The sequence below is a fragment of the Celerinatantimonas yamalensis genome (assembly GCF_046054155.1).
GTDB classification, from domain to species: domain Bacteria; phylum Pseudomonadota; class Gammaproteobacteria; order Enterobacterales; family Celerinatantimonadaceae; genus Celerinatantimonas; species Celerinatantimonas yamalensis.
Map to the genome: position 1 here is coordinate 119754 of NZ_JBEQCT010000009.1, position 25123 is coordinate 144876.

Genomic DNA, 25123 nt, shown 5'->3' on the forward strand with positions numbered 1-25123 from the left:
TACCAAATAGTTTGCTAGGTTTTTCAAAATAAACGGCATATTTGACCACTATAACGGGGAAAAATCGCAGATTATTTAGCATTTTATAGGGGGATTTAACATGACTTGTCATTTGATAATTGACCTTAGTGAAGATTCTCGCTAGTTTGGTAAGTTCGCCAATAGCCTTAACTCAAATAAGGTTAGCGATAACCTATAACTATAACGATTAATTCACCTCCCCATTCACAACAACAGCAACCATCAAAGGGAAGTGCAAGGAGAAGTGTCATGTCAGTTTATGACTCGACCCTGGAAAAAGATAACTGTGGTTTTGGCCTAATCGCCCACATGGAGGGTGAAGCAAGCCATAAACTCGTTCGTGTCGCCATATCAGCCCTTACGCGTATGCAGCACCGCGGCGGCATATCAGCCGATGGCAAAACAGGTGACGGCTGTGGTTTGTTAATGCAAAAACCAGATGCTTTTTTCCGGGCAATTGCTGAAGAAAAAAATTGGAACCTTGGCCGCAAATACGCCATTGGGATGGTCTTTTTAAATACCGACCCGATCTTGGCCGAAAATGCGCGGCGAGTAATCCGCACAGAGCTCGAACAAGAAACGCTCACAGTCGTTGGATGGCGAGCAGTCCCAATTGAGGACAGCGTACTCGGTGACATTGCCAAACAAAACCGCCCACAAATTGAGCAAATTTTCATTAATGCGCCTGCAGGCTGGGTCGCCAAGGATATAGAACGCCGACTCTACATTGCACGCCGGCGGATTGAAAAACAATTAGAGAAAACTGATAAAGAGTTCTACATTGCTTCACTGTCAACCTTAGTGACCGTGTACAAAGGGCTCTGTATGCCTGCGGATCTACCGCGGTTTTATCCAGATTTAGCGGACATTCGGATGCAAAGTAGTATCTGTTTGTTCCACCAGCGGTTTTCAACCAACACATCGCCGAAGTGGCCACTAGCACAGCCATTCCGGTTTTTAGCGCATAACGGTGAAATCAATACCATCACCGGTAACCGTCAATGGGCTGAAGCGCGTTCTTACAAATTTAGTTCACCACTATTGCCTGACCTGCAAAGCGCTGCACCTTTTGTCAATACAGACGGTTCTGACTCATCCTCATTGGATAATATGTTAGAGCTATTTTTAGCCGGCGGCATGGATTTGTTCCGAGCATTCCGTCTGCTCGTCCCACCTGCTTGGCAGCATCATCCGGCTATGGATGACGATCTCAAAGCCTTCTACGACTTTAACTCCATGCATATGGAGCCTTGGGATGGGCCAGCTGGGATCGTGATGAGCGATGGCCGATTTGCCGCCTGCGGTTTAGATCGCAACGGACTACGTCCGGCGCGTTATGTGATCACCAACGATAAACTAATTACGCTGGCCTCCGAAGTTGGGATCTGGGATTACTCTCCCGATGAAGTCATTGAAAAAGGACGCGTTGGCCCAGGCGAACTGTTGGTGATAGACACCTACACCAGCAAATTGTGGACCTCGTTTGCCATCGATCAAGATCTCAAAGCGCGCCATCCCTATCGCCAATGGCTCAATGAAAACTTCCACCGCATCAAACCTTTTGATGAGCTGCCTGATGACTACATCGGTGAACGCAGCTTTGATGACAAACAGCTGTTAACCTACCAAAAACTATTCGGCTATTCCAAAGAAGAGCTCGAACAGGTAATCAGTGTACTAGGTGAAAATGGCCAAGAAGCGGTCGGATCAATGGGCGATGATACCCCGATGGCGGTTCTTTCTAGCCATAGCCGCATTATCTATGATTACTTCCGACAAAAATTTGCACAAGTCACCAATCCGCCGATTGACCCACTGCGTGAAGCACACGTCATGTCTCTGGCTACCTGTATTGGCCGAGAACAAAACGTCTTTCGTGAAACCACTGGACACGCAGCGCGCTATACGTTTAGCTCTCCAGTATTAGTATATAGTGATTTACAACAGCTCTTAGAGCTTGATCAAGAACACTACCGCTCCACCGTGATTAGCTTGAATTACCCGCAAGAAGAAGGTTTAGAAGCAGCCATTATTCGCGTTTGCAACGAAGCCGTTACCGCAGCGAAAATGGGCTCAGTGTTATTGGTCCTATCTGATCGCGATATTAGTAAGGATACATTGCCAATCCCAGCCCCTATGGCGGTTGGCGCAGTACAACATGCATTGCTGCAACAGCAACTACGCTGTGACACCAACATCTTAGTTGAAACAGCTTCAGCACGTGACCCTCATCATTTTGCCGTATTGCTCGGCTTTGGTGCGACCGCCATCTACCCTTACTTAGCCTATGAGTCACTGGCAACGTTGGTGGATAATGGTTCAATCCCCCATGATTTGCGCACTGCAATCAATAATTATCGCAGTGGGATCAACAAAGGCTTGTACAAGATCATGTCAAAAATGGGGATTTCGACAGTGGCAAGCTATCGCTGTTCGCAGCTTTTTGAAGCGATTGGATTGCATGAATCAGTGGTTGAACGCTGCTTCAATGGCGTTGCCAGTCGCATCAGTGGCGCTGATTTTGACGACTTACATCAAGACCTATTAAATCTTTCTCGCCAAGCTTGGTTAAAACGTCGTAAGTTACCTGCTGGCGGACTGCTCAAGTATATCCATGGTGGTGAATACCACGCTTATAACCCAGATATTGTCACCACGTTACAAGCGGCTACACAAAGTGGCGATTATCAACTCTACAAAGCGTTTGCTAAATTGGTCAATGAACGCCCTGTTGCGACCTTACGCGATATGCTTCGTTTAAACCCACCAGAGCAAGGTATTGCATTGGATGAGGTTGAACCTGCCAGCGCATTGTTCCCTCGCTTTGACACCGCTGCCATGTCTATTGGCGCACTCGGGCGTGAGGCTCATGAAACCCTCGCCATTGCCATGAATCGCTTAGGCGGGCAGTCTAATTCAGGGGAAGGCGGTGAAGATCCCAATCGTTTTCATAGCGAGCGCAATTCAAGAATCAAACAGATTGCTTCGGGTCGTTTTGGTGTCACTCCGCACTACTTGATGAATGCCGATGTGATTCAGATCAAAGTGGCACAAGGAGCCAAACCTGGAGAGGGTGGACAACTACCGGGCCATAAAGTAAGTGTCGAGATCGCTAAATTGCGATATGCCGTGCCGGGTGTCACCTTAATTTCTCCACCACCGCATCACGATATCTACTCTATTGAAGATTTAGCGCAGCTTATTTTCGACCTCAAACAGATCAACCCAAAAGCATTAGTCTCGGTCAAACTTGTGTCCGAACCAGGCGTTGGTACGATCGCCACTGGGGTCGCCAAAGCTTATGCCGACTTGATTACCATCTCTGGTTATGATGGTGGTACTGGGGCGAGCCCGATTACATCGGTGAAATATGCGGGGAGTCCTTGGGAGTTAGGCTTGGCAGAAACCCAGCAAGCACTGGTCGAAAATGGACTCCGTCATAAGATCCGCCTCCAAGTCGATGGAGGTCTGAAAACGGGTCTAGACGTAGTGAAAGCTGCCATTTTAGGAGCTGAAAGTTTTGGCTTTGGCACAGGCCCCATGGTGGTCTTAGGCTGTAAATACCTGCGCATTTGTCACTTAAACAACTGTGCTACAGGCGTTGCAACCCAAGATGAGATGCTACGACGCAAACATTTTGCCGGTAAACCAGAAGCGGTGATGAATTACTTCCGCTTTGTTGCCGAAGAAGTGCGCGAACTGATGGCCCTGTGTGGCGTGAGCAAATTAACCGATCTCATCGGGCGCACCGATTTGCTACAAGCCATTAAAGGTTACACGAGTAAACAAAGCAAACTGGACTTAAGCGGGATCTTATACCAGCCAAAAGTGTCGCAAGGTTCAGGTTTATTTTGCCAAAGTAACAACCCACCGTTTGACAACGGCCAGCTAAACCAACGGATCGCCAATGATGCTCGCGTGGCTATCGAGCAAAAGACAGGGGCAAGCCTGCGCTATGAAGTGCGCAATACCGATCGGTCGGTAGGGGCGACGTTATCCGGTATGGTTGCCAATCATTACGGTAACCAAGGGATGGCCAGCGATCCAATTGAGATCAATTTAGACGGAACAGCTGGGCAAAGTTTTGGCGTGTGGAATGCCGGTGGGGTGAATTTAATCCTAACTGGAGATGCGAATGACTATGTCGGCAAAGGGATGACTGGCGGTAAGGTCGTGATCCGCCCTCACATCGGGGTTGCCTTTAAGTCACATGAAACCACGATTGCAGGGAATACCTGCTTATATGGTGCAACTGGTGGGCATTTGTTTATTGCAGGCTGCGTGGGCGAGCGCTTTGCAGTGCGTAATTCAGGCACGCATGCGGTCGTTGAAGGCATCGGTGACAATGGTTGCGAATACATGACTGGCGGGATCGTGACGATTTTAGGTAAAACGGGCGTTAACTTTGCAGCTGGGATGACTGGCGGGTTTGCTTATGTGATCGATGAAGACGGTGATATTGAAAAACGGACCAATACAGACATGGTCGAACTACTAGAAATGACCGATCTGGCGATTCATCAGGAACATCTGCGCGGCATCATCAATCAACATTGGCAAGAAACGAATAGCCCTCGAGCTGAAGCGATCTTAACCGATTTTGATCATTACCTACCGATGTTTAAGCTGGTTAAACCGAAGTCATCTGATGTGAAGTCGCTGCTGGGACATACCAGCCAATCGGCGGCTGAGCTTCGGCTCCATGCGCAGTAACGAACAGGGGATAAACATCACATGAGTAAAAATGTTTTTCAGTTTGTTGATGTCGATCGGATTGATCCACCGAAAAAATCAATTTCGGTGCGCCGTCAGCAATTTATTGAGATCTACGAACCATTTAATGACAATCAAGCGCAGCAACAAGCTGATCGCTGCCTGTCCTGTGGCAACCCCTACTGTGAGTGGAAATGTCCAGTACACAACTATATTCCTAACTGGCTTAAATTGGCCAATGAGGGACGCATCCTAGAAGCTGTTGAATTATGCCATGAAACCAACAGCTTACCAGAGGTCTGTGGGCGAGTGTGCCCACAAGATCGCCTATGTGAAGGCTCGTGTACACTGAATAGCGGTTTTGGTGCAGTGACTATCGGCAATGTTGAAAAATACATTACCGACAAAGCCTTTGAAATGGGCTGGACGCCGGATTTGTCGGATGTTGAGCCGAGCGATAAACGGGTTGCAGTGGTTGGCGCCGGTCCTGCTGGATTGGCTTGTGCGGATGTTCTCGCACGTAGTGGTGTCAAAGCCGTTGTGTATGACCGCCATCCACAAATTGGGGGACTACTCACCTTTGGTATCCCTTCATTTAAATTGGATAAATCGGTGATGCAGCGTCGCCGCGAGATCTTCGAAGGAATGGGCATCGAGTTTAAACTCGGTGTCGAAGTGGGCGTTGACATTAGCTTTAGCGAGTTAACCGAGAATTTCGATGCGGTCTTTATTGGTGTAGGCACTTATCAAAACATTCAAGGTGGATTGCTCAACGAAGACGCTAAAGGCGTCTATGCTGCACTGCCTTTTTTAATTGCCAGTACCAATCACTTACTCGGCTATGACTCCGAGCGCTATCCTTATGTGGACCTAAGTGGTAAAACTGTTGTGGTTCTTGGCGGGGGAGATACCGCTATGGACTGCGTTCGCACCGCTGTACGCCAAGGAGCACGCAAAGTCTATTGTGCTTATCGACGTGATGAACAAAATATGCCGGGCTCTCGGCGTGAAGTTAAAAATGCCAAAGAGGAAGGTGTTGAGTTTCTCTGGAACTTACAACCAACTAGCGTCGCACTGCGCGACGAACAAGTCTGTGGCGTGGAAGTCGTGCGCACCGAATTAGGTGAGCCAGATAGCCACGGCAGACGCCGCCCTCAACCCATTGAAGGCAGTGAATATACCCTCGATTGCGACGCACTTATCATGGCCTTTGGCTTTAAACCCGATCCGAAACCGTGGATGAGCGAAGCTGGTATTGAACTTGACCAGTGGCAGCGGATCCGCGCGGCCAGTGATGGTCAATTTGCCTATCAAACCAGCAATGCCAAAATCTTTGCCGGTGGTGATGCGGTGCGAGGCTCTGATTTAGTGGTCACCGCTATCGATGAAGGGCGCAAAGCAGCTGGCGGCATCCTCGATTATCTTGAGGTTTAAGCTAAGCTTAAGCTGAATAAAAATCCCTCGCCGTGCGAGGGATTTTTTTATATGCACAAAGCTATTTCAATTCACATCACCATAATCGAACCTTCGTTCGTCATCTTCGCAACCAACGGAATGAGCCCAAACCATCCAAGTAAACTCCAATATCATTGACATTGTGATAAAACATCGGCTAAACCCACGCGTACGCATTGATACAGCATGGCACAACGGATCTCATCCTGTTAAAATTCGAGTTATATTTACAACCTCAAGAGACCGTTATGACAATTGCCATCATTGGCGCTATGGAGCAAGAAGTCACTGCTTTACGCGATAAACTTGAAAATCTAGACACCTATACATTTGCAGGCTGTGAATTTTATGCGGGCAAACTCAACGGCCATGATGTCGTTCTCACGCGCTCTGGCATTGGTAAAGTCGCTGCCGCCATCGCCACCAGTGTGGTACTGCAACGCTATCAACCCAGCGCGGTGATCAATACCGGCTCTGCAGGTGGGTTCAACCCAGCGCTGAAAGTAGGTGATGTGGTGATCTCCAGCGAATTAGCCTATCACGATGTAGATGTCACAGCCTTTGGGTATGCAATCGGTCAATTACCAGCTAACCCTGCCCGCTATCAAGCCGATTCAGCCCTTATTGCAGCCGCTGAGCGCGCCGCCAAAAAGGTTAGCTCGCATCAGATTGTCAAAGGACTCATCACCAGTGGTGACACCTTTATGTGCCAACCAGAACGGATCCAAACTGCTCGTGAGCATTTCCCTGAGATGGAAGCGGTTGAAATGGAAGGCGCTGCCATTGCGCAAGTTTGTCACTTAGCGCAAGTGCCTTTTGTGGTGATCCGCGCGCTCTCAGATATTGCCGGACAAGAATCACCGCAATCATTTGATGAATTCTTAGTCACAGCAGCAAAACATTCCAGTGCCTTGGTTGAAGTGCTGCTTGATGAACTTACCGCATGAATGAGCAATGGTTGAGTGTGGTGGTGGTGCTGTTGCCATTATTTGCCATCAGCGCAGAATGGTTAATTGGACTTCCCGGATACTGGCACCCACTCTACTATTTTCGACTTATCGCTGAGCTCATCGCTCAGCGTGTCAACCGCCCTGAAAATGGGGTATCGCAACAGCGATTAGCCGGTCACTTATCCCTTTTGTTAATGGTCAGCTTACCTGTAATTACCTATTGGGGGCTATCTGTACTGGCTGATATGCCATTGTTGCTCAATGGGGTTTTGCTGTTTTTTTTGCTATGCTGGCGACCCGTTATGCGCGATCTCAAGCAAACTGTCGCAAAATTGGCCGACCAGCAAGAACCACTTGCCCGTATACAACTATCCGCTTGGGTGCTACGCGATACCCATCAATTGCAACAAGCGCAAATCACCGCTGCAGCGAGTGAATCATTGATATTAAACCTTGCCCACAGTTGGTTTGGTGTATTATTTTGGTATGCTTTAGGGGGTGTTTACGGCGCTTTAGTCTATCGTTTAATTGATATTTTACATCAGTGTTGGAATCGTAAGAAGCCAACATTTGGCCATTTTGGCCAACCCGTAGATATCATCCACCAATGGCTTTGTTGGTTACCTGACCAGCTCATTTCACTGCTCATGTGTTGTTTTGGGGCCATGGGTAAAAACTGGCAACAGCGCCGACTAGGATTTCGCTGGAAACGCACCAGCAGCGGCCAACTCGTGGGGATCTGTGCCTGCTGGCTCAATGCAGAGTTAGGTGGACAACGCTTTTATCAGGGTAAAGCTTGCTCATCGGCCCTGTTTGGCCCTATAAATCATCCGCCATTAGCACGTGATTTTAGTCTTCTCTGTCAACGCTGCTATTTTGTCGCCTGCTGTTTTCTATTATGGGTTGTCTATCCAATATTACTATGTCGCTATCTCGTTTTCGGTTTTTAATCGCAGCATGCATATGGTTAATGCTATGCCTTAACAGAACCGCTTATGGTGCATCGCAGCGACTCATTGCGCTAGCGCCCAATTTAACCGAAGCCGTTTATGCGCTTGGCGCAGGATCTCAATTAGTCGGTGTCATTGCCCATAGCGATTATCCGCCACAAGCCCAAACCAAAGCGGTCGTCGGCGATTATCAACATCTTGATATTGAGCGGATCATTGCCTTGCGTCCCTCTCTTGTTCTGAGCTGGTCGGCGGGAAATCCAAATGCAGGGCTCAATGCTTTAAAGCAGTTTGCGATCCCCATGGCCGATTTTTCACCCAAGCACCTGCGCCAACTCCCCGAGTTTTTCCAACGGCTAGGCGATGCTATTCATCGCCCTAAACAAGGACAAAAACTCGCAAAACAATTGCACCAAGAGCTGACACGACTACGGGCTCAGTATCAACATCAGCCGCACGTTCGAGTGTTTTACCAAATTTGGCACCAACCGCTAATCACCGTCTCGGATCACAGTTGGATCAACGATGCCATTGCGCTGTGTGGTGGAGTGAATATCTTTGCGGATAGTCCGCTAGCCTATCCGCAAGTCAATCTTGAACAGGTATTAAGTCGCGCCCCACAAGCCATCATATTATCAAATCGTGACCAACAAGGTCGGCAGCTGTGGCAACATTGGCAATCAGCAACGCTTCATCCGACACTTCTAAGTATTAATCCCGATTGGCTCAGCCGCTTTGGCCCGAGACTCATCAAAGGCGTTCAACAGCTTTGCGAGTCGATAGATTCGGTGCGTAATAAGCAAAAAAAGACCCCGCTGAGACCAGCGGGGTGAGAGCAAAAGGAGAAGCGAGAACACTTCTTGGTAGAACCATGTCATTTCAAGATACATCTGCTCGACGTATTCCGAAACGGTGGAAAGCATTCCACAGTTTAACTAATGAAAATAACGTACCAAAAATAAGCATGTTTAGAAAAAAACATACTATTTAGTCAAAATAACTATTAAATTTAAATTAATTAGTCAGATTAATTTATTTTTATCTATTTTGGATAGATATACAGTCTGAAAAACTGTGGCAATGATGCGAGACAAACAATACTATGCGCTCAAAAGCAGCATCAATGAGGAGGCCAATGTGACGTAATTGATCCCCGAAGCAAATCATTTGCACTAAAATGGCACAGCACCGACGAACTATCGGTGGGGTGCTGTTGATCAATTTCAGATGAGATCTAGATGGAGAATGAAGAGCCACATCCACACGTCGTTTTGGCGTTAGGGTTGTTGACTAAAAAGCGTGAACCTTCTAGTCCTTCGGTATAATCCACTGTTCCGCCGACTAAGAATTGCAAGCTCATCGAATCAACCAGCATTGAGACACCATCTTTGTCAATTTGGGTATCTCCTTCATTGATACTTTCATCGAACGTAAAACCATAGGAGAACCCCGAGCATCCTCCTCCAGTGACATATACACGGAGTTTTAAATTCGGATTTTCTTCTTCTGTAATCAATGTTTTTACTTTTGCCGCTGCAGCTTCAGAAAACTGGATCGGCACGACCATGGAATCAGACACGTTAACTACCTCAAACTGTTTATATGACCAAATTATCTAATACCTGACTAATTAGTTCAAGTATTAGCCGCAGTTCAATTACTTCTAGGTGCATTTAGCCAAGCGTTAAATTTTGCTATGATGACATTTCTATTCTTAGCTCACCTCAACGACAATTCAAACAAGCACGGTAGTGCAACTGTATCGATGAGGTTTATTCACGTAGATCAAGGATCTTTCATGTCGCGTTCTTCAGAATTGTTCCAGCAAGCGCAGGCGTTGATACCCGGTGGAGTCAACTCCCCTGTCAGAGCATTTAAAAGTGTCGGTGGCTCGCCGTTATTTATCGAACGCGCCGATGGCGCCTATATCTATGACGTCGATGGTCGCGCATATATTGATTATGTTGGCTCATGGGGCCCGATGATCATGGGCCATAACCACCCCGCGATTCGTCAAGCTGTTATTGAGGCCGTCAGCCATGGCTTGAGTTTTGGCGCGCCCACAGCCATTGAAACCATCGTAGCAGAGCAGATCCATAAGCTAATGCCATCGATGCAAAAAATCAGGATGGTGAACTCAGGCACTGAGGCAACCATGAGCGCAATTCGTTTGGCACGCGGGTTTACTGGTCGGGATAAATTTATCAAATTTGAAGGGTGTTATCATGGTCATGCTGACACTTTATTGGTCAAAGCAGGTTCCGGCGCACTAACGCTTGGTGAACCCGATTCTGCCGGCGTACCCGCTGACTTTGCCCGCCATACCTTAACGGCCACGTATAACGACCTAAATTCGGTGGCAGCTTTATTTGCGCAGCATCCCGGACAAATTGCCGCCATTATTGTTGAACCTGTTGCTGGGAATATGAACTGTATTCCGCCGCAACCGGGCTTTTTACAAGGCCTGCGCGAGCTGTGTGATCAACACCAGAGCTTACTTATTATTGATGAAGTTATGACCGGCTTTCGAGTCGCGCGTGGCGGCGCGCAAGCCTACTATAACGTCACCCCTGATCTAACTACGCTTGGCAAAATTATTGGTGGCGGAATGCCAGTAGGCGCCTTTGGTGGACGAGCCGATGTGATGGACTATCTCGCCCCAAATGGGCCTGTTTATCAAGCAGGAACACTCTCTGGCAACCCCGTTGCGATGGCCGCTGGGCTTGCCTCTTTGCGGTTAATAAGCGATGAAAATATCCATAAACAATTAGCTCAAACAAGTGCTCAGTTAGCTCAAGGCTTAAGAGACAAAGCCGCTAAGCACAGCATCTCGCTGGTCGTCAATCAAGTTGGTGCAATGATGGGATATTTCTTCACCGAACGCTCAGAGGTCACCTGTTTTGCCGATGCATGTAGCAATGATAGTCAGCGCTTTAACCAATTTTTCCATTTGATGTTAGAGCAAGGCATCTATCTGGCACCCTCACCTTTTGAAGCCATGTTTGTTTCAACGGCCCACCAGCAAGGTGAGATCGAGGCTACATTAGAAGCCGTTGATCGCGCCTTTGCACAGCTATAAACAACCCACTCTCGTCATGACAAGCCGCCTTTATTTTGGCGGCTTTCTAATCATTAATTCAATTTAAATCGATCCGTCATCTTTTTCATCGAAACGCTTAACTGATTCAAACCGACAATCGCTTGTTTCGACTCAGCTAAGGCATCTGTGGTCTCATCAGCTAAATCACGTACCGATATGACCCGCTGATTAATCTCCTCGGATACATTGCTCTGCTCTTCTGCAGCGGTAGCAATCTGCAGTGACATATCTTGCAAATGCGCCATCGATTGGCTAATTTCACTGAAGATAATCTGCACGCCTTGCGCTTTTTCAGCATTATCAGTCGATAGATCGCGGCTAGTCACAATCATACTCAGCGAGCGATCAGCCCGCCCCTGCAAGCTATTAATTATATCATCAATTTCTTTAGCGGATTGCTGGGTACGACTCGCTAAGTTACGCACCTCATCGGCGACCACTGCAAAACCGCGACCCGCCTCACCGGCGCGCGCCGCTTCAATGGCAGCATTCAGTGCCAATAGATTGGTCTGGTCTGCGACATCCTTAATAACCTTTAAGATGGTGCCAACACGATCAGAATCTTGTTTCAGTTCTTCCATCGCGTCAGTCGTCTCACTTAAATCTTTCGCCAATCGTTGAATCAGTGCAACTGCGCCAACAACCATCTCATTGCCCAAGCCAACCTTATGTTCAGTCTCAGTCACAGTTTGGGCGGTGGATTCGGCGTGGTTAGCCACTTCATGCACTGTCGCGGCCATCTCATTAATTGCCGTGGCGACCTGATCCGTCTCTTGATGCTGATGTGTCATTTTTTCAGTATTGCGTTCTGCAGTATTCGAGAGCTGTTCGACGGAACTCGTTAAGTCTTCAACACCGGCAATAATGTCACCAATCATATGCCGTAAGTTATGACTTAATTTGGCAAACAGATTCAGCAATTGACCAAGTTCATCCTTACGTGTCACCGAGTCAACCTTAAGCAAATGTCCTGCCGCGAAAGAATTTGCTAAGGCAACCACTTTTGTCATTGGTTTAACCGTCAAGTGGCGGATCATCCAACCAAAGAAAGTCCCCAATACAATGGCTATAAGCGAGACAATAAGCATCAAGGCCGATATATGACTAGAAGTTACCTGTTGCTCTTGGCGTTTTTTATCAAGCTGTGCGAAAAGCGTTTTATCCATCTTGGTCGCTATTTGCTTAAAGCTCTGCTGATGCGTCAGCGCCTTCTGCATCAGCTGCGCATATTGCTCTGCTGATTGTAAATAAGCGGCCATAAGCGAATGCAGTTGCTCAAGCTGAGTACTCACGATGCTATTGGAAGCCTTAAGGCTGGAGATGTTCGCTTGGATCTGCGCAATTTGGCTCTGTGCCATAGCAATAGACAAGGGTTGATTCGCCACACCTTCAGAGCGAAGTTTGGCATCCATTAATGCAAAAATGCGTTCAGTTTTATTGACATCCAACACACTTTTCAGATCATTAACACTGGCGAACTCTTGCATCAGTTCAGGAAATATCGCCACAATTTGCTCAAGATTTTGATTAAGATTTTTATGAACGGCATCTGCTTTGTTAATTTGCTCATGAAGCCCTTGAAAGGCCGTTTGATAATTCTCTACTTGTTGAAAAATATTCTGATAACCGTTTTTTCCCAATAAAGCCCGATTGGAGCCAAGCATCGCTTTATAATTTTTTAATTTAGTCAGAACAATCTCTGCTTCACTTTCCTTATGGGAATTAAAGAAATTCTGACGAGACTCCCTCAAATCAGGGATCTGATTACCAATTTTATCAAACGTTTGCAGGCTGTGGGACTGCTCAACTAATAACGTTACCCCGTACAACCCCGTTCCCGATACAATGATCGTCAGCATGAGAACCATACCAAATCCCAAAGCAAGCTTACTTCCCATTGAGATATTTTCAAAGAATCGCTGCATGCGATTAACTCCTTTTGAATAATCGTATTTTAAAATGGACAACTTATTCTGTCGATGATGTGGAGGCAGAACTAACCATCACAGCGAAGGTGCAATAAAGCATCAACTTCACTATGTTTAAATAACAAGAGGAATCAATTCCCGAATCGTATTGGATATCTATCCAATGCAGTGGTTTTAGCCAGTGGGTGACTATTTTATGAACACGCCTTAGCATGAATATGCCAATCAGAGGATTTATATCATTAAACTGACGATTTCATGCCCTTAAGGTCTAAATCTGTACTGAACAACAGATCAGAGCGATGAGGAAATCGCAGCTATAAAATGCAAACTAGTTCCCAAAAAGTTAACGAAATCTCTGTCAAAAGCAGCAGTATTATAGATCAATAGGGTTATAAATAATATCGTAAACAAATTCAAAATAAATCATTTTTTCCGATAGTTATCAGCTGGCAACGCTTCACAATTGATTGCATTATCAGTGAATGGATGCATCTATAATATATTTTAAAGTTACATAGTATGATGAGAATATAATCGCAGAATCGAAACGGTTTAGAAGGGCAGAAGAAGTCAAATGCAAAATAAAGCAGGAAACGGATACGAGCTAACTGGTGACATTAATTTAATGAACCAGCAGCTTAGATCGCTGCTGGCATTTATAGTGCTAACACACTTGCAAGTTTATCTTAGGAAATCACGACCAATTCAACTCGGCGGTTATCCGCACGCCCTTCAGGGGTGGCATTAGAGGCGACAGGGTCGCTCTCACCGAGCGCTTTCACGCTAACCATATTCAAAGCCACACCTTGCTTTAACAGATACTGCTTAACCTGATCAACCCGTCGATCACTCAACCGTTGATTGTATTTTGCCGTACCCGTATTGTCGGTATAACCGGTTAGTAGCAGCTTAGTTGGATGTGCTTTTAGCAGCGCCGCATAGTAGTTCAAAAGCTCCTGATTTTGAACCGTCAAACGACTTTTATCTAATTCAAAATGAACTGGATCAAGCCCCACGATCGCGCTCTTATCCGCATTTAAATGAACATGTTCAGCCAGTGGACCACTTAATGCGATCACCGCCACCGCTTGATTGACCTTTTCAGGTTGGTGGGTGGGGGTTGGTTGCGACGACTTAACAGGCTCAACCACTTTAGCCTGCGGTTGTTCCTTGGTCGCATTATCAGCCGTCAACGCCGCTTTATCCGTTTGACCGGATTGGCAATAAGCCGCACCACCCGCGAACCCTGCGACCGCACCAAATCCGCCAGCCAGAGCTCCCACCGCCGCGCCCCCTAAAGGACATAACAGTTTCGCATTACCTTGTGGTTTATGATTTGCCGCGCAGCCAGTTAATAATGTAGCAACCAACGCACCAGTAATAACAGCTATTGATTTTTTATTCATTCCTACCTCGATGTATTCCTATATTCACCCTATAACTAGCTTAGCTCGACAGACTTGTTTTGAATATAGGGACTTATGAACACAATTGATAGATGAAGTATAGACAAGTCTATAGAGATGTGGGGCTACTTGAACAAACGCCTGATGCAATCACTCAAACTTGCGAGTAAAGGCAAGAGCCGATGGCTCTGGCCCATTTGCAATTTAGAAAATTTTCTTAAAAAACGATTGTAGCGCATTCGAGCTGCAACTATGCACAGGACCTTGCAACGAACTTGGCACGGGTAATAATACACTCCCTTTGCAATGACTATCGACAATTTGCCCCGTTGCGGGAGAAAAACTCAGCCAGCCTAAATTATTCGGCGCTAGCGGACGCAATGATAACGCACCATTCGCTTTTAAATAATTGGCCACAATCGGCAACGCAGCACTGGCACCTGTCACATTCGCCGGTTGACTGTCATCTCGACCAACCCACGTTGTAACAATTTGCCGCTCGTCCGCCCCAACAAACCAGCTATCGCGTAGATCATCGGTTGTGCCGGTTTTTCCAGCAATACTGATATTCGGCAGTCGCCAGCGCAGTGAATGCGCCGTGCCAATACGACTCACTTGGATCATATTAAATAGTACTTGGTAAATAGGGAGTGACGCAAAGCGGCGCTGCGGCATATCTTTATGCTGAAAAATGACCTTATCATGTTGATCGACCACCGCTGACACACTATACAATGGCCGATACACCCCTTCTCCATCGATGGTTTGGTAGATCTGGGCCACTTCCATCGGAGTCAAACCAACCGCACCTAATAGCAATGATGGATACGGCTTAAGCGGTTGCATCAGCCCTGCTTGATGAAGCGTATCAATGACTTTATTCACCCCTAATGCCATCCCGAGTCGCACCGTGGGCACATTGAGCGACTCAGCAAGCGCCTTATAAAGCATCACTGGCGGGCCAAAATGACGACTGTAGTTATTCGGCTGCCACATTTGGCCATTGGCAAGCTTCACACTCAACGGACTATCATCGAGAAGCTCCCCAGGCGTGTGGCCAAGTTCATAAGCCGTTAAATAGATAAACGGTTTAAGTAATGAGCCCACCTGACGGCGCGCATTTAAAGCGCGGTTAAAGCCCGTATCATCGCCATTTCGACTAGCAACTAAAGCGCGTATGGCACCGCTATGACGGTCGGTCACCACCATCGCTGCCTGCAACGCCTTCTGGTGCATAGCTCGTAAGCGCTGGCTGACGGCTTGCTGCGCTTGGCGCTGAGCAATCGGCTCAAGCGTGGTGAAAATTCGCAATCCACTAGCACTTTGCCAATTTTGCAAATGGGTATCCAACCAGCCGCGAACCTGCTCAACAAACCCCGGAATACGCTGATACCCCATAGCGCCGCGATCCACTAAATCAAGTGGCCGATGAAGTAACTGTTGATACGTTGCACCATCTAAGCGCCCGGCTTGCAGCATTAAACGCAAGACCACATCACGGCGCGCAATAGCCCGCTGTGGATGACGCCAAGGGTCATAATAAGAAGGGCCTTTCACCAATGCCACTAATAAGGCCTGCTGATCCAAACTGAGATCATACACTGGCCGACCAAAATAAAAGTAGCTCGCCAGCCCCACCCCATGTACTGAGCGGTTGCCATTTTGCCCTAGATACACTTCATTGAGGTAGGTTTCTAACACTTCTTGCTTGGAGTAACGCCAGCTAATCAACAATGCCATATAAGCTTCTTGCAGCTTGCGCCAAAGCGTTCGTTGCTGGGTTAAAAACAGATTTTTTGCCAATTGCTGAGTGAGGGTACTTCCCCCTTGCACGGTATGCCCCGCCATCACATTGACAATCAGCGCGCGGGCGATCCCAGTAATAGAGATCCCATCATGATGATAAAAATCGCGATCTTCGGTTTGAATTAACGCTTGTACGAGTGTCGATGGGATCTGCGAGAGCGGTACAAATAAGCGGTCTTCACTGCTGCCTGTTGAGATCCGGTCAATTAAAATGGGATCTAAACGCAAATGATCAAGCGGCGAACCTGTGTCACGATTTTGGATCTTTAGCAGCCTAGTTGGTGAAAAAGTTAATAAAACAGGTACCGCCCCTTGACGGCCATTAGGGAATGTAAATGGCCGGCGCACCATCGCAATCTTAGACGATGAGACCGAAAATTCCCCCGATGACATCGGATGCACTACCTTACGATAGTTCAGCTGTTTCAGCTCACGCTCAACCTCATCGCGAGTCAGTCGCATATTCGGATATAAGCTCAATTCACGACCATAGATCACTGCCGGCAACTGCCATTTATGCCCATCAAAACGGTAGCGGATCTTACTATCGAGATACACACCCCACGCCCCTAGGATGGCAACCATGACCAGCAACAGCTTAAGTCCCAAAGAGAACCACCGTCGCCGCCATAACGGCGGCTTTTTAGACGATGAAGACGGTTTACGCGGTGCGCTGCGACGGGTAGTCGCTGATTTGGCACGAGATGATGTTGATTTTTTTTGCGGAGTTTTCGCCATAAGGTCAGATTAATAAAGCTTGGGCGTTATTGGAAAACAATATCATACGCAAAGCGCAAGCCAGATACCATGGCTAGGATAAATCATCAGCGCAGAGGTTTATCCCCACGGGCGTGGGGAACTCGGGATATGAACAATCATCAGAGCCTCCTATAACGGTTTATCCCCACGGGCGTGGGGAACTCTTCAACGAACAGCTCCCGATCACGTTTGATGCCTTTGAATCTTATCGACCTTATGTGGATACGTTAGTGGAGTGGATTGCCAACGAACGCACCGCCGCAGTTCTGGCGATGGATCAACGGATGCAGTTAGAGATTGCGGAGGCGAGGTTGGTTACTTAATCTATGCGATTTGTAAAGATATGTAATTAGTCAATGGAGTGAAAAATTATAAGCTAGAATTATTAACGTTTTTGTTGTTAGTTGTTCATATTTACTTTTTATTAAGGAAAAAATAATGACTAAAGTACATGACAATGAGTTTCTATTTGAAGCTCAACCTTCTGATTTGGCTATTTCTTTTACTTATGGCAATGATTATATCGTCTCTGATGGACAGCCCTTTGACGGCGTAACGACTAAGTCAGTAAGTGACGTATTGACTATTACTATCAAAGCAGGTCGCCACGGTACATCCCGCTGTGCTGATTGGTTCAATAGTTCTGTAGATGGTGACTATTCGCGTATGATCCATACTGGCGGCGGCGATAACAAACCGCATGATCTGAATTTTGCTATTAAGGGCGTATTAGACATTAATGGAACTTCTTTTAATATTTGTCTCGGTCAGGGCCATCAGGGCTCAAAAAATAATTGGCATTTAGCATCTGACAAGCTGACTGCAGATGAAAATGCGAAAAATGGAACACTGGGTGAGTATCGATTATCACAATCAGACACCCATCAGTTTATTGTTTCGGTTGCGAATTAATTTTATATATATTAAGCCCTTATTTTTTAGGGCTTTTTAATTTAATATCTATATATTTAATAGAAGTTTTTCCATATCAGTCCAAGTCAAGTTAACTAATATTTTTGCCGGAACTTCTCTGCCATAACTCCCAAGTTGTACATGATGTTGCGGTTGAGTGATTTTTGGTGAGCATCCGGGCGTAAAATAGCCATTAATAGGTAGATCATCAGATTGGATGCGCCTTGGCAATAGACTAGGTGGTGATCACTGGTTTTATTATATTGATCTAATTTGGAACGCCACTGACGGTTTATCCCCACGGGCGTGGGGAACTCTCTTCTTCAAGATTATTGTTTTATACGATGTTTTTCACTATAAATTTTTTCACCAACTTTTTGGCGATTTTCCCATCTTGTTAAAGATCACTAATTCATTGATTTATATGTTTTTAACTTTACTCGTTTTGATCAACATTGCAATCCACCAGCGGACCTGGGTTATCGCTATGGGCGCGCTTTCAACAATGGCAAAGTAGCCACAATATTACTGCGCAGAACAAACGCGTTGTAAAAGGTTTTGAATCAAATAACGCCTGATATTTGCTAAGAAAACTTGTAAAGTTAAATCTATTTATAAAAGCAATAAACACAGCAGTTTGCAAAGGAGTTGAGATGAAAGACGAAACGATTGCCATTCATGGTGGTTATCAAAGTGAACCGACCACAAAATCAGTAGCAGTGCCTATCTATCAAACCGCCGCTTATGAATTTGATAATGCGCAGCATGGCGCTGATCTCTTCGATCTAGCCGTGCCGGGCAATATTTATACACGTATAATGAACCCCACCAATGATGTGTTGGAAAAACGTCTCGCAGCGCTCGAAGGCGGGGTGGCCGCTTTAGTGGTCAGCTCTGGCGCGGCAGCCATTACCTATGCGGTGCAAAACTTAGTCAGCGCAGGGGATAATATTGTATCAACGCCGCAGTTATATGGCGGCACTTATACACTATTTGCACATATGCTACCCCAACAAGGGGTTGAGGTGCGTTTTGCCAAAGATGACAGTGCTGAGTCAATCGCAGCGCTTATCGATGAAAAAACCAAAGCAGTTTATTGTGAAAGTATTGGCAATCCAGCGGGGAACGTTGTCGATATTAAAGCGATTAGTCTTGCGGCACACGCCCATAGCGTGCCACTGATTGTCGACAATACGGTGGCAAGCCCTGCGCTGTGTAAACCCATTGAACATGGTGCCGATATCGTTGTGCATTCGCTCACTAAATATATTGGTGGCCATGGCACGACATTAGGTGGGGCGATTATCGATTCGGGTAAATTTGATTGGACCGCTGATAAAAGACGATTCCCTCAGTTTAACCAACCTGAAGCCGCTTATCATGGTGTTGTTTATAGTGAAGAGTTCGGGGCTGCCGCATTTGCGGCGCGCGCACGCACCGTGTCACTGCGCAATACTGGCGCAACGCTGGCCCCAATGAATGCGTTTTTACTCATGCAAGGGCTTGAGACATTATCGCTGCGCATGGAGCGCCACTGTGAAAATGCCCACAAAGTCGCAAACTACTTGCAAGCACATCCACTAGTTGGCTGGGTGAGCTACGCAGGCTTACCCGATAGCCCTTATTATCAACTCGCGCAGCAATATATGCAGGGTAACCCATCATCAATTTTATCGTTTGGTTTAAAAGGTGGTTATGCTGCTGGGGTAAAATTTTATGATTCGCTGGGCTTATTCAAGCGGCTGGTGAATATTGGGGACGCAAAATCATTAGCTTGTCACCCTGCCTCTACAACACATCGACAAATGAGCGACAGCGAACAAGCCGAAGCGGGCGTTCGCCCCGAAATGCTACGTTTATCCGTTGGGATTGAACATATCGACGACATTCTGGCTGATTTAGAGCAAGCACTGAGTGCCAGTCAAGCCTAACTTGCTTTCCATCATTACGATTCCCGCCCTTGGTTTTTCAAGGGCGCTTTAATGGGCTCCCCACAAGCTTTAAGTACGCTGCTGCATGGTTTGTATGCGCTTTGGCCAAGTCTTTAGCCGCTCAGCTAATCCATTTGCGCGAAACAGCCCACTGCCCGCCACTAACCAATCAATATCAATATCTAGCTGACTTAGATGAGCAAGGCTCTCATCACTGATCCCACCATCTAAGGCGATGATCTTATCTTTACGCCGCGCCCCCAGTAAACTCACCAGTTGCTGTACGCGCACAGCAAGCTCGCCAGCACTGAGTTTCTCGCCCGTATGCAAATCAAAGGTGACGAGTGTAAACAGATCAACATCGTCAAGATAGCGAGCAAACTCTTCTATTGGGCTCGCAGGCATCATCGCTAACCCGATAAGCAGTGGATAGTTTACGCCTTGAAACTCGGCAGTTTTATCTTTGAGAAATGTCAGTGCAGCATCAAGAGATTGATCGCTTTCGATTTGCAGTGTGATAGCATTTGCTCCGCTGTGATAGCACTTTTGCGCCATCTCAAGGTTATTTCGAACCATCAGATGCACATCTTTAAAGACATGTCTGTCAAACTGACACAATGCAGTCTCCGAGGTCGTAAATAATGGCCAGTTGTAACCATCTGCAATATCAAAATGTAGCAGGTTGACCTGATGCTGTTGCAACAGTGCGAGTGTCGCCCGCAAATCTTGCCATGCTGAAGCAAGAATCGCCGCACTCATTGGCTGACGTTTTAAGCGTTGCAACAGCTGATTTTTACACTCATTACTCATCAGGGATCTCCGGCAAAACCCAGTTAAATACCCGCTTCGAACGCGGCCTGCTCATCAGGGATTCAAGCTCTTCCACACACCGCTGATAATGCGCAGTGGTCCGATGTGCGCTTAACGCCTGTTCACTTTGATAGACTTCGTAGGCGTAAAATCGCGTCTTGACGATAGGATCACGCAACACGTCAAAACGCACATTACCAGGTTCACTTCGAGTCCCTAAGTGATTACGGGTAAACACCTCTAAAAACTCTGATTCTTTGCCTTCTTTAACATTTATTTCTACCAGCATGGCGAACATATTTATCTCCTCAAGATGTGAACCTCTAGTTAGCTTAGCGAGCGTTGCGTTGCCAAGCACCCATCCCCCATACCTAACCGCTTTCGCGGCAATGACAGGCTGAGTGCTCGGCACCTATCAAGCCTGGTAATTTTTTTGATCCAAGAAAAACTGGTACGCATGTTCCACACTTTCACCTTGATGAACAACACGCTTCACCGCATTTAACATCGCCAATGGTTGCTCTGATTGAAAAATATTACGTCCCATATCGACGCCTTGAGCACCTTGGTCAATCGCGCGATAACACATCTCTAATGCGTCTTTTTCTGGCAATTTTTTACCTCCAGCGATCACAATGGGAACGGGGCATCCTGCGGTGACTTTTTCAAAGCCTTCGTCTACGTAGTAGGTCTTAACGATCTGGGCGCCTATCTCGGCGGCGATACGTGTTGCCAAGGAGAAATAGCGCTGATCACGGGCCATCTCTTTGCCCACTCCGGTCACAGCCATCACAGGCATTCCATAACGCATCCCTTGGTCGACTAACTGAATGATGTTTTTAATCGATTGATGCTCATACTCAGAACCGATATAAACCTGCGCAGCCACCGCGCTCACATTGAGCCTAAGTGCATCTTCCATAGAGACCGCAACCGTTTCATTAGACAGTTCGCCTAAAATTGAGTTGCCCCCAGAAGCTCGCAACACCACCGGCTTGCGCACCTGTGATGGCACCACATCTCGCAAGATCCCACGTGTACACATCAACACATCAGTCTCATCAAACAGTGGTGCAATATTGACATCGATTCGCTCTAACCCTGTGGTTGGCCCTTGAAAATAACCATGATCAAAGGCCAACATTACCGTTTTAGCCGATTCAGGATTAAAAATTCTAGCTAATCGAGACTGCATCCCCCAATCCAGTGCCCCCGCACCTTTGAGATAGAAGGCACGATTAGACTGTGGTGTCCCTACATGAAAGTTTTTACCATCTTTGATGTCATCAAGATCGGCCATGATTGCCCCCTGTTAGAAATGATAGTTGTCGATATTGTCTTTGGTAAAGACGACTCGTTTCGGCAGTAAGATGATCCCATTCCCTTTGGCTTGGTAATGGTAACCTTGAACACTATTGGGAGAGACTTTTACCATCCCGACTCCCGGTACATTCACCTGTTCACCTACTTTCAGCGATTTACCTTTTAACAGTTCATTGGTAATGGCAATCGCAATTTTCCCTTGTTCCACGACATCCCACAGGCCAAACTCTTTGACCGTGCCGCGTTTGACGTAAGGACGCATCACATTCGGTGTGCTAAATCCAACGATCGCGACCCCCTTGCGATTTAAATTCTCTGCCGCCTGCGCCGCCGCGGGTAGCGCATTGGCATCTGGGGCAATAATTGCATCCAGATCAGGATAGGCTTTGAGGATACCTTGCGCAGTTTGTAGTGATTTAACCGCATCGTTATAACCAAATTGGGTGGTGACAATCTGCCAACCGGGGTGCTCTGCTTTGATTTTTTCTTTAGCGACCTTAACCCATTGATTTTGATCGGTTACCGTTGGACTTGAGTAGAAAAAGGCCACTTTGGCATTCTTTTTGTGAACTTGATCAGCAGCCATATTCACCAGCATTGAACCAAGCTGGTCAGGCGTGCCTTGGTCAATATAATAGCTCCGACACTCCGGACGTGTATCGGAGTCCCAGGTAAGCACTTTCACTCCACGACGCATGGCCCGTTTAAGGGTTGAGCATAGGCCATCCGGTGATACGGCAGCGACAACAACGGCTTTATATCCCTGGTTCACAAAGTTATTAATCAATCTGACCTGGCCAGATACACTCGGTTCTGTCGGCCCATCATAGGTCACATCGAGCCCCAACTGTGTGCCCATCGCTTTGGCTCCATCGCCACCACTGGTGAAGTAACCTACCCCCACAAGTTTTGGAATAAAAGCGACTCTATCTTGTGCCCAAGCGGGCAGTGATAGCAGTACGCTGGTCGATAACAGCGCCGAAACTACGATACGTTTACTGTTCTTTATAAACATGCTCATTACTCCCTTTGATCTCACGGTTTACGTGACGAAACGACTTTTTTAGATAGTGCATTATGGTGTCGCTGTAGTGACTTACCGATTTAACAATCAATACGCAGATCAATAACCCGCCTGATACCGCGTTCGACATTTCGGTGGATACACCGACCATCTGCAGCCCCTGCTGAAGATAACCGATGAGGAAAGCGGCCAGAGCACTGCCTAAAATCGACCCTGAACCACCATAGATATTCGCTCCGCCTAAGACGGCAGCCGTAATCACTGGCATCAGAAAACTGCTGCCTAGATCGGAGCGAGCAGAACCAAAATAAGACACCAACATCAGGGCCACAGCCGCTGAACTTATACCCATCAACATATAACTAATAAGGGTGATGCGATTAACATTGATGGTGCTATAACGACTAGCGCGTAGATTTTGACCAATAAAGAAAATACTTCGGCCAAAATTCAATCGATGTAAAACGATATAAAAAATAAACACAAAGCCAATGAAATAAATAATGGGCAAAGGAATACCTAAAGCCGCGCCATTGGCAATGCTATCGACATAAGCTGGAAAATCACTAATTCCCTCATATCCGGTCGCCCCCGCAGTTCCCGATATCAGTAATGCAGCGCCAGAATATAAATACATTGTTCCGAGGGTGATCACTAATGGGTTAACACCTGTTAAGATGATTAATAATGCATTAATCAATCCACAGCTAGCTCCAATTATAAAAGTTACAATAACAGCCAAATAAAAAGGCATATCGCTTTTATATAGAACACCTAATGAGATCGCACATAACCCTACTACCGAACCAAATGATAGATCGATCCCGCCAGAGACAATAATCATGGTTAAGGGAACAGCCAAAAAGGCAATATAAATAAAATCATTTGTGCCATATAGTAAGACGTTCAAATTAAACATTCTGGAGTTAAACAAACCAAATAGAACAATCTCTAAAACAATAATAATCAGCAACCATATTTCCCAGCTTATATTTTTTAGTTTCATTATTGGTCACCTCCGTGAATAAACCGAGAATATTTTTTCGCTTTGATACTCTCTTGCACCATCATTCGAAGCCGACCATCTAGAACGATCACCATAATCACAATTAAGCCTGCAATAAAGTTATTCCAATAAGCCGGAAATTTTAATAACACCAAAATAGTATCAATTTGAGTTAGAAAATATGCCCCAAGGATCGCTCCCCACAAACTGCCTACGCCACCCAGTAAACTAATACCTCCTAATACGCACGCGGCAATGGCTTTCATCTCCATACCATTGCCGGTCGAATTGGGAATAAAACCAATTTGGGAGGCAAACACCATGCCTGCCATAGCGGCCATCATGCCATTGATAGCAAAAGCCAGAATAATCGTTTGCTCAGTTTTAACGCCCATTAAGCGCGCCCCTTGCAGATTATCACCCACCGCATAAAACTTTCTGCCGTGAGCACTGCGAGAGAGCAACAGATAAAATAATATCCCCATCATGAGTGTAAACAACCCTGATATATTCACATTTGGCAATAGATTATAAGAGAGAACCTTAATCGTATTCGGCAGGTCTTCAATCCATTTCCCTTGCGTGATCAGCAGCATAATTCCTTTATAAAGGCCAAGTGTTCCTAATGTCGCAACAATAGCGGGTATGCGTAAAACAGCGACGACTATGCCATTAAAAATCCCGCAAAGAAGGCCAACAACTAATGCCATGAGAATGGCAACAAACACGGAACTGCCATGAACCATTAATGTTCCGCAGACAACGGCAGAAAGCCCCATGGTTGAACCAACGGACACATCAATATTACGAGTAATAATGACAAATGTTGCCCCGATAGCAAGGAGCATTAATATTTGAGATGAATTGTAAATAATAAATAGATCGGACACGCTCAATGAACGACTCATGACAATCGCAATAAAAAGCAGTGCAATCGCCATTAATAATGTGAGTTCGCGTTTATCTTTAAAAAAATCAAGCATGGGGTCACCTGTAATAGAGTCTATGGATCACAAATATTAATTC

Annotated in this window: 20 protein-coding genes; 9 read left to right on the plus strand and 11 right to left on the minus strand. The window is 46.4% G+C overall.

All coding sequences use genetic code 11. The annotated features are described in order from the left end of the window. Positions 1 to 270 precede the first annotated feature (270 nt). The 5 genes from gltB (at position 271) to ABUE30_RS16275 (ending at position 8922) form a co-directional block, all read left to right on the plus strand. Positions 271 to 4734: a glutamate synthase large subunit gene (gene gltB / locus ABUE30_RS16255; protein ID WP_408624888.1), complete on the plus strand. Its 4464-nt coding sequence runs from the start codon at positions 271 to 273 to the stop codon at positions 4732 to 4734. A gap of 21 nt (positions 4735 to 4755) precedes the next feature. Further along, a complete protein-coding gene (locus tag ABUE30_RS16260; RefSeq protein WP_408624889.1) occupies positions 4756 to 6168 on the plus strand; it encodes an FAD-dependent oxidoreductase in 1413 nt (470 codons plus the stop codon). Between the two features lie 269 nt (positions 6169 to 6437). Then, complete coding sequence (mtnN, locus tag ABUE30_RS16265; RefSeq protein ID WP_408624890.1) at positions 6438 to 7136, plus strand: 5'-methylthioadenosine/S-adenosylhomocysteine nucleosidase; 699 nt, start codon at positions 6438 to 6440, stop codon at positions 7134 to 7136. After that, positions 7133 to 8089, plus strand: coding sequence for a cobalamin biosynthesis protein CobD/CbiB (locus ABUE30_RS16270; protein WP_408624891.1), 957 nt, complete (start codon positions 7133 to 7135; stop codon positions 8087 to 8089). The genes mtnN and ABUE30_RS16270 overlap by 4 nt, the downstream gene beginning before the upstream one ends. A gap of 20 nt (positions 8090 to 8109) precedes the next feature. Further along, positions 8110 to 8922 (plus strand): cobalamin-binding protein, encoded by an 813-nt coding sequence (locus ABUE30_RS16275; protein WP_408624892.1) that lies wholly within the window; start codon positions 8110 to 8112, stop codon positions 8920 to 8922. Positions 8923 to 9323: 401 nt separating this feature from the next. Here the strand turns inward: ABUE30_RS16275 and erpA are convergent, their stop codons facing one another. Next, entirely contained in the window at positions 9324 to 9668 is a 345-nt protein-coding gene (erpA, locus tag ABUE30_RS16280) for an iron-sulfur cluster insertion protein ErpA (protein ID WP_408624893.1), read from the minus strand. Between the two features lie 219 nt (positions 9669 to 9887). Between erpA and hemL the strand changes: the two genes are divergently transcribed. Further along, positions 9888 to 11168, plus strand: a complete 1281-nt coding sequence (gene hemL, locus ABUE30_RS16285; RefSeq protein WP_408624894.1) for a glutamate-1-semialdehyde 2,1-aminomutase — start codon at positions 9888 to 9890, stop codon at positions 11166 to 11168. Between the two features lie 53 nt (positions 11169 to 11221). On the opposite strand, the gene ABUE30_RS16290 is transcribed toward hemL, so the two are convergent. From ABUE30_RS16290 to mrcB, 3 genes are all read right to left on the minus strand, one after another. After that, on the minus strand, positions 11222 to 13114 hold the full coding sequence (locus tag ABUE30_RS16290) for a methyl-accepting chemotaxis protein (RefSeq protein ID WP_408624895.1): 1893 nt from the start codon (positions 13112 to 13114) through the stop codon (positions 11222 to 11224). A 692-nt stretch (positions 13115 to 13806) separates the two neighbouring features. Continuing rightward, complete coding sequence (locus tag ABUE30_RS16295) at positions 13807 to 14526, minus strand: OmpA family protein (protein ID WP_408624896.1); 720 nt, start codon at positions 14524 to 14526, stop codon at positions 13807 to 13809. A gap of 204 nt (positions 14527 to 14730) precedes the next feature. Beyond that, the gene (gene mrcB, locus ABUE30_RS16300) at positions 14731 to 17070 is read right to left on the minus strand and encodes a penicillin-binding protein 1B (RefSeq protein WP_408624897.1); all 2340 of its coding nucleotides are present in this window, start codon (positions 17068 to 17070) and stop codon (positions 14731 to 14733) included. Positions 17071 to 17183: 113 nt separating this feature from the next. Here mrcB and ABUE30_RS16305 point away from each other — a divergent pair, with 113 nt between their 5' ends. Continuing rightward, a complete protein-coding gene (locus tag ABUE30_RS16305; protein WP_408624898.1) occupies positions 17184 to 17414 on the plus strand; it encodes a hypothetical protein in 231 nt (76 codons plus the stop codon). 115 nt (positions 17415 to 17529) lie between these two features. Beyond that, a complete protein-coding gene (locus ABUE30_RS16310; protein WP_408624899.1) occupies positions 17530 to 18003 on the plus strand; it encodes a hypothetical protein in 474 nt (157 codons plus the stop codon). Positions 18004 to 18098: 95 nt separating this feature from the next. On the opposite strand, the gene ABUE30_RS16315 is transcribed toward ABUE30_RS16310, so the two are convergent. After that, positions 18099 to 18305, minus strand: coding sequence for a type II toxin-antitoxin system YafO family toxin (locus tag ABUE30_RS16315; protein ID WP_408624900.1), 207 nt, complete (start codon positions 18303 to 18305; stop codon positions 18099 to 18101). Between the two features lie 351 nt (positions 18306 to 18656). Between ABUE30_RS16315 and ABUE30_RS16320 the strand changes: the two genes are divergently transcribed. After that, on the plus strand, positions 18657 to 19934 hold the full coding sequence (locus ABUE30_RS16320; RefSeq protein WP_408624901.1) for an O-acetylhomoserine aminocarboxypropyltransferase/cysteine synthase family protein: 1278 nt from the start codon (positions 18657 to 18659) through the stop codon (positions 19932 to 19934). Positions 19935 to 20003: 69 nt separating this feature from the next. Here ABUE30_RS16320 and ABUE30_RS16325 read toward each other — a convergent pair whose 3' ends face one another. From ABUE30_RS16325 to lsrC, 6 genes are all read right to left on the minus strand, one after another. Next, positions 20004 to 20744 carry a beta/alpha barrel domain-containing protein gene (locus tag ABUE30_RS16325; RefSeq protein WP_408624902.1) on the minus strand — a complete coding sequence of 247 codons (741 nt, stop codon included), beginning with the start codon at positions 20742 to 20744 and terminating at the stop codon, positions 20004 to 20006. After that, positions 20737 to 21042, minus strand: coding sequence for a (4S)-4-hydroxy-5-phosphonooxypentane-2,3-dione isomerase (gene lsrG / locus ABUE30_RS16330; RefSeq protein WP_408624950.1), 306 nt, complete (start codon positions 21040 to 21042; stop codon positions 20737 to 20739). The genes ABUE30_RS16325 and lsrG overlap by 8 nt, the downstream gene beginning before the upstream one ends. Positions 21043 to 21159: 117 nt before the next feature. Then, on the minus strand, positions 21160 to 22044 hold the full coding sequence (lsrF, locus tag ABUE30_RS16335; RefSeq protein ID WP_408624903.1) for a 3-hydroxy-5-phosphonooxypentane-2,4-dione thiolase: 885 nt from the start codon (positions 22042 to 22044) through the stop codon (positions 21160 to 21162). A 12-nt stretch (positions 22045 to 22056) separates the two neighbouring features. Further along, positions 22057 to 23082: an autoinducer 2 ABC transporter substrate-binding protein LsrB gene (gene lsrB, locus ABUE30_RS16340; RefSeq protein ID WP_408624904.1), complete on the minus strand. Its 1026-nt coding sequence runs from the start codon at positions 23080 to 23082 to the stop codon at positions 22057 to 22059. Next, complete coding sequence (locus ABUE30_RS16345) at positions 23063 to 24100, minus strand: ABC transporter permease subunit (RefSeq protein ID WP_408624951.1); 1038 nt, start codon at positions 24098 to 24100, stop codon at positions 23063 to 23065. Before ABUE30_RS16345 ends, lsrB begins: the two co-directional genes overlap by 20 nt. After that, positions 24097 to 25080, minus strand: a complete 984-nt coding sequence (lsrC, locus tag ABUE30_RS16350) for an autoinducer 2 ABC transporter permease LsrC (RefSeq protein WP_408624905.1) — start codon at positions 25078 to 25080, stop codon at positions 24097 to 24099. Before lsrC ends, ABUE30_RS16345 begins: the two co-directional genes overlap by 4 nt. Between the last annotated feature and the right edge of the window lie 43 nt (positions 25081 to 25123).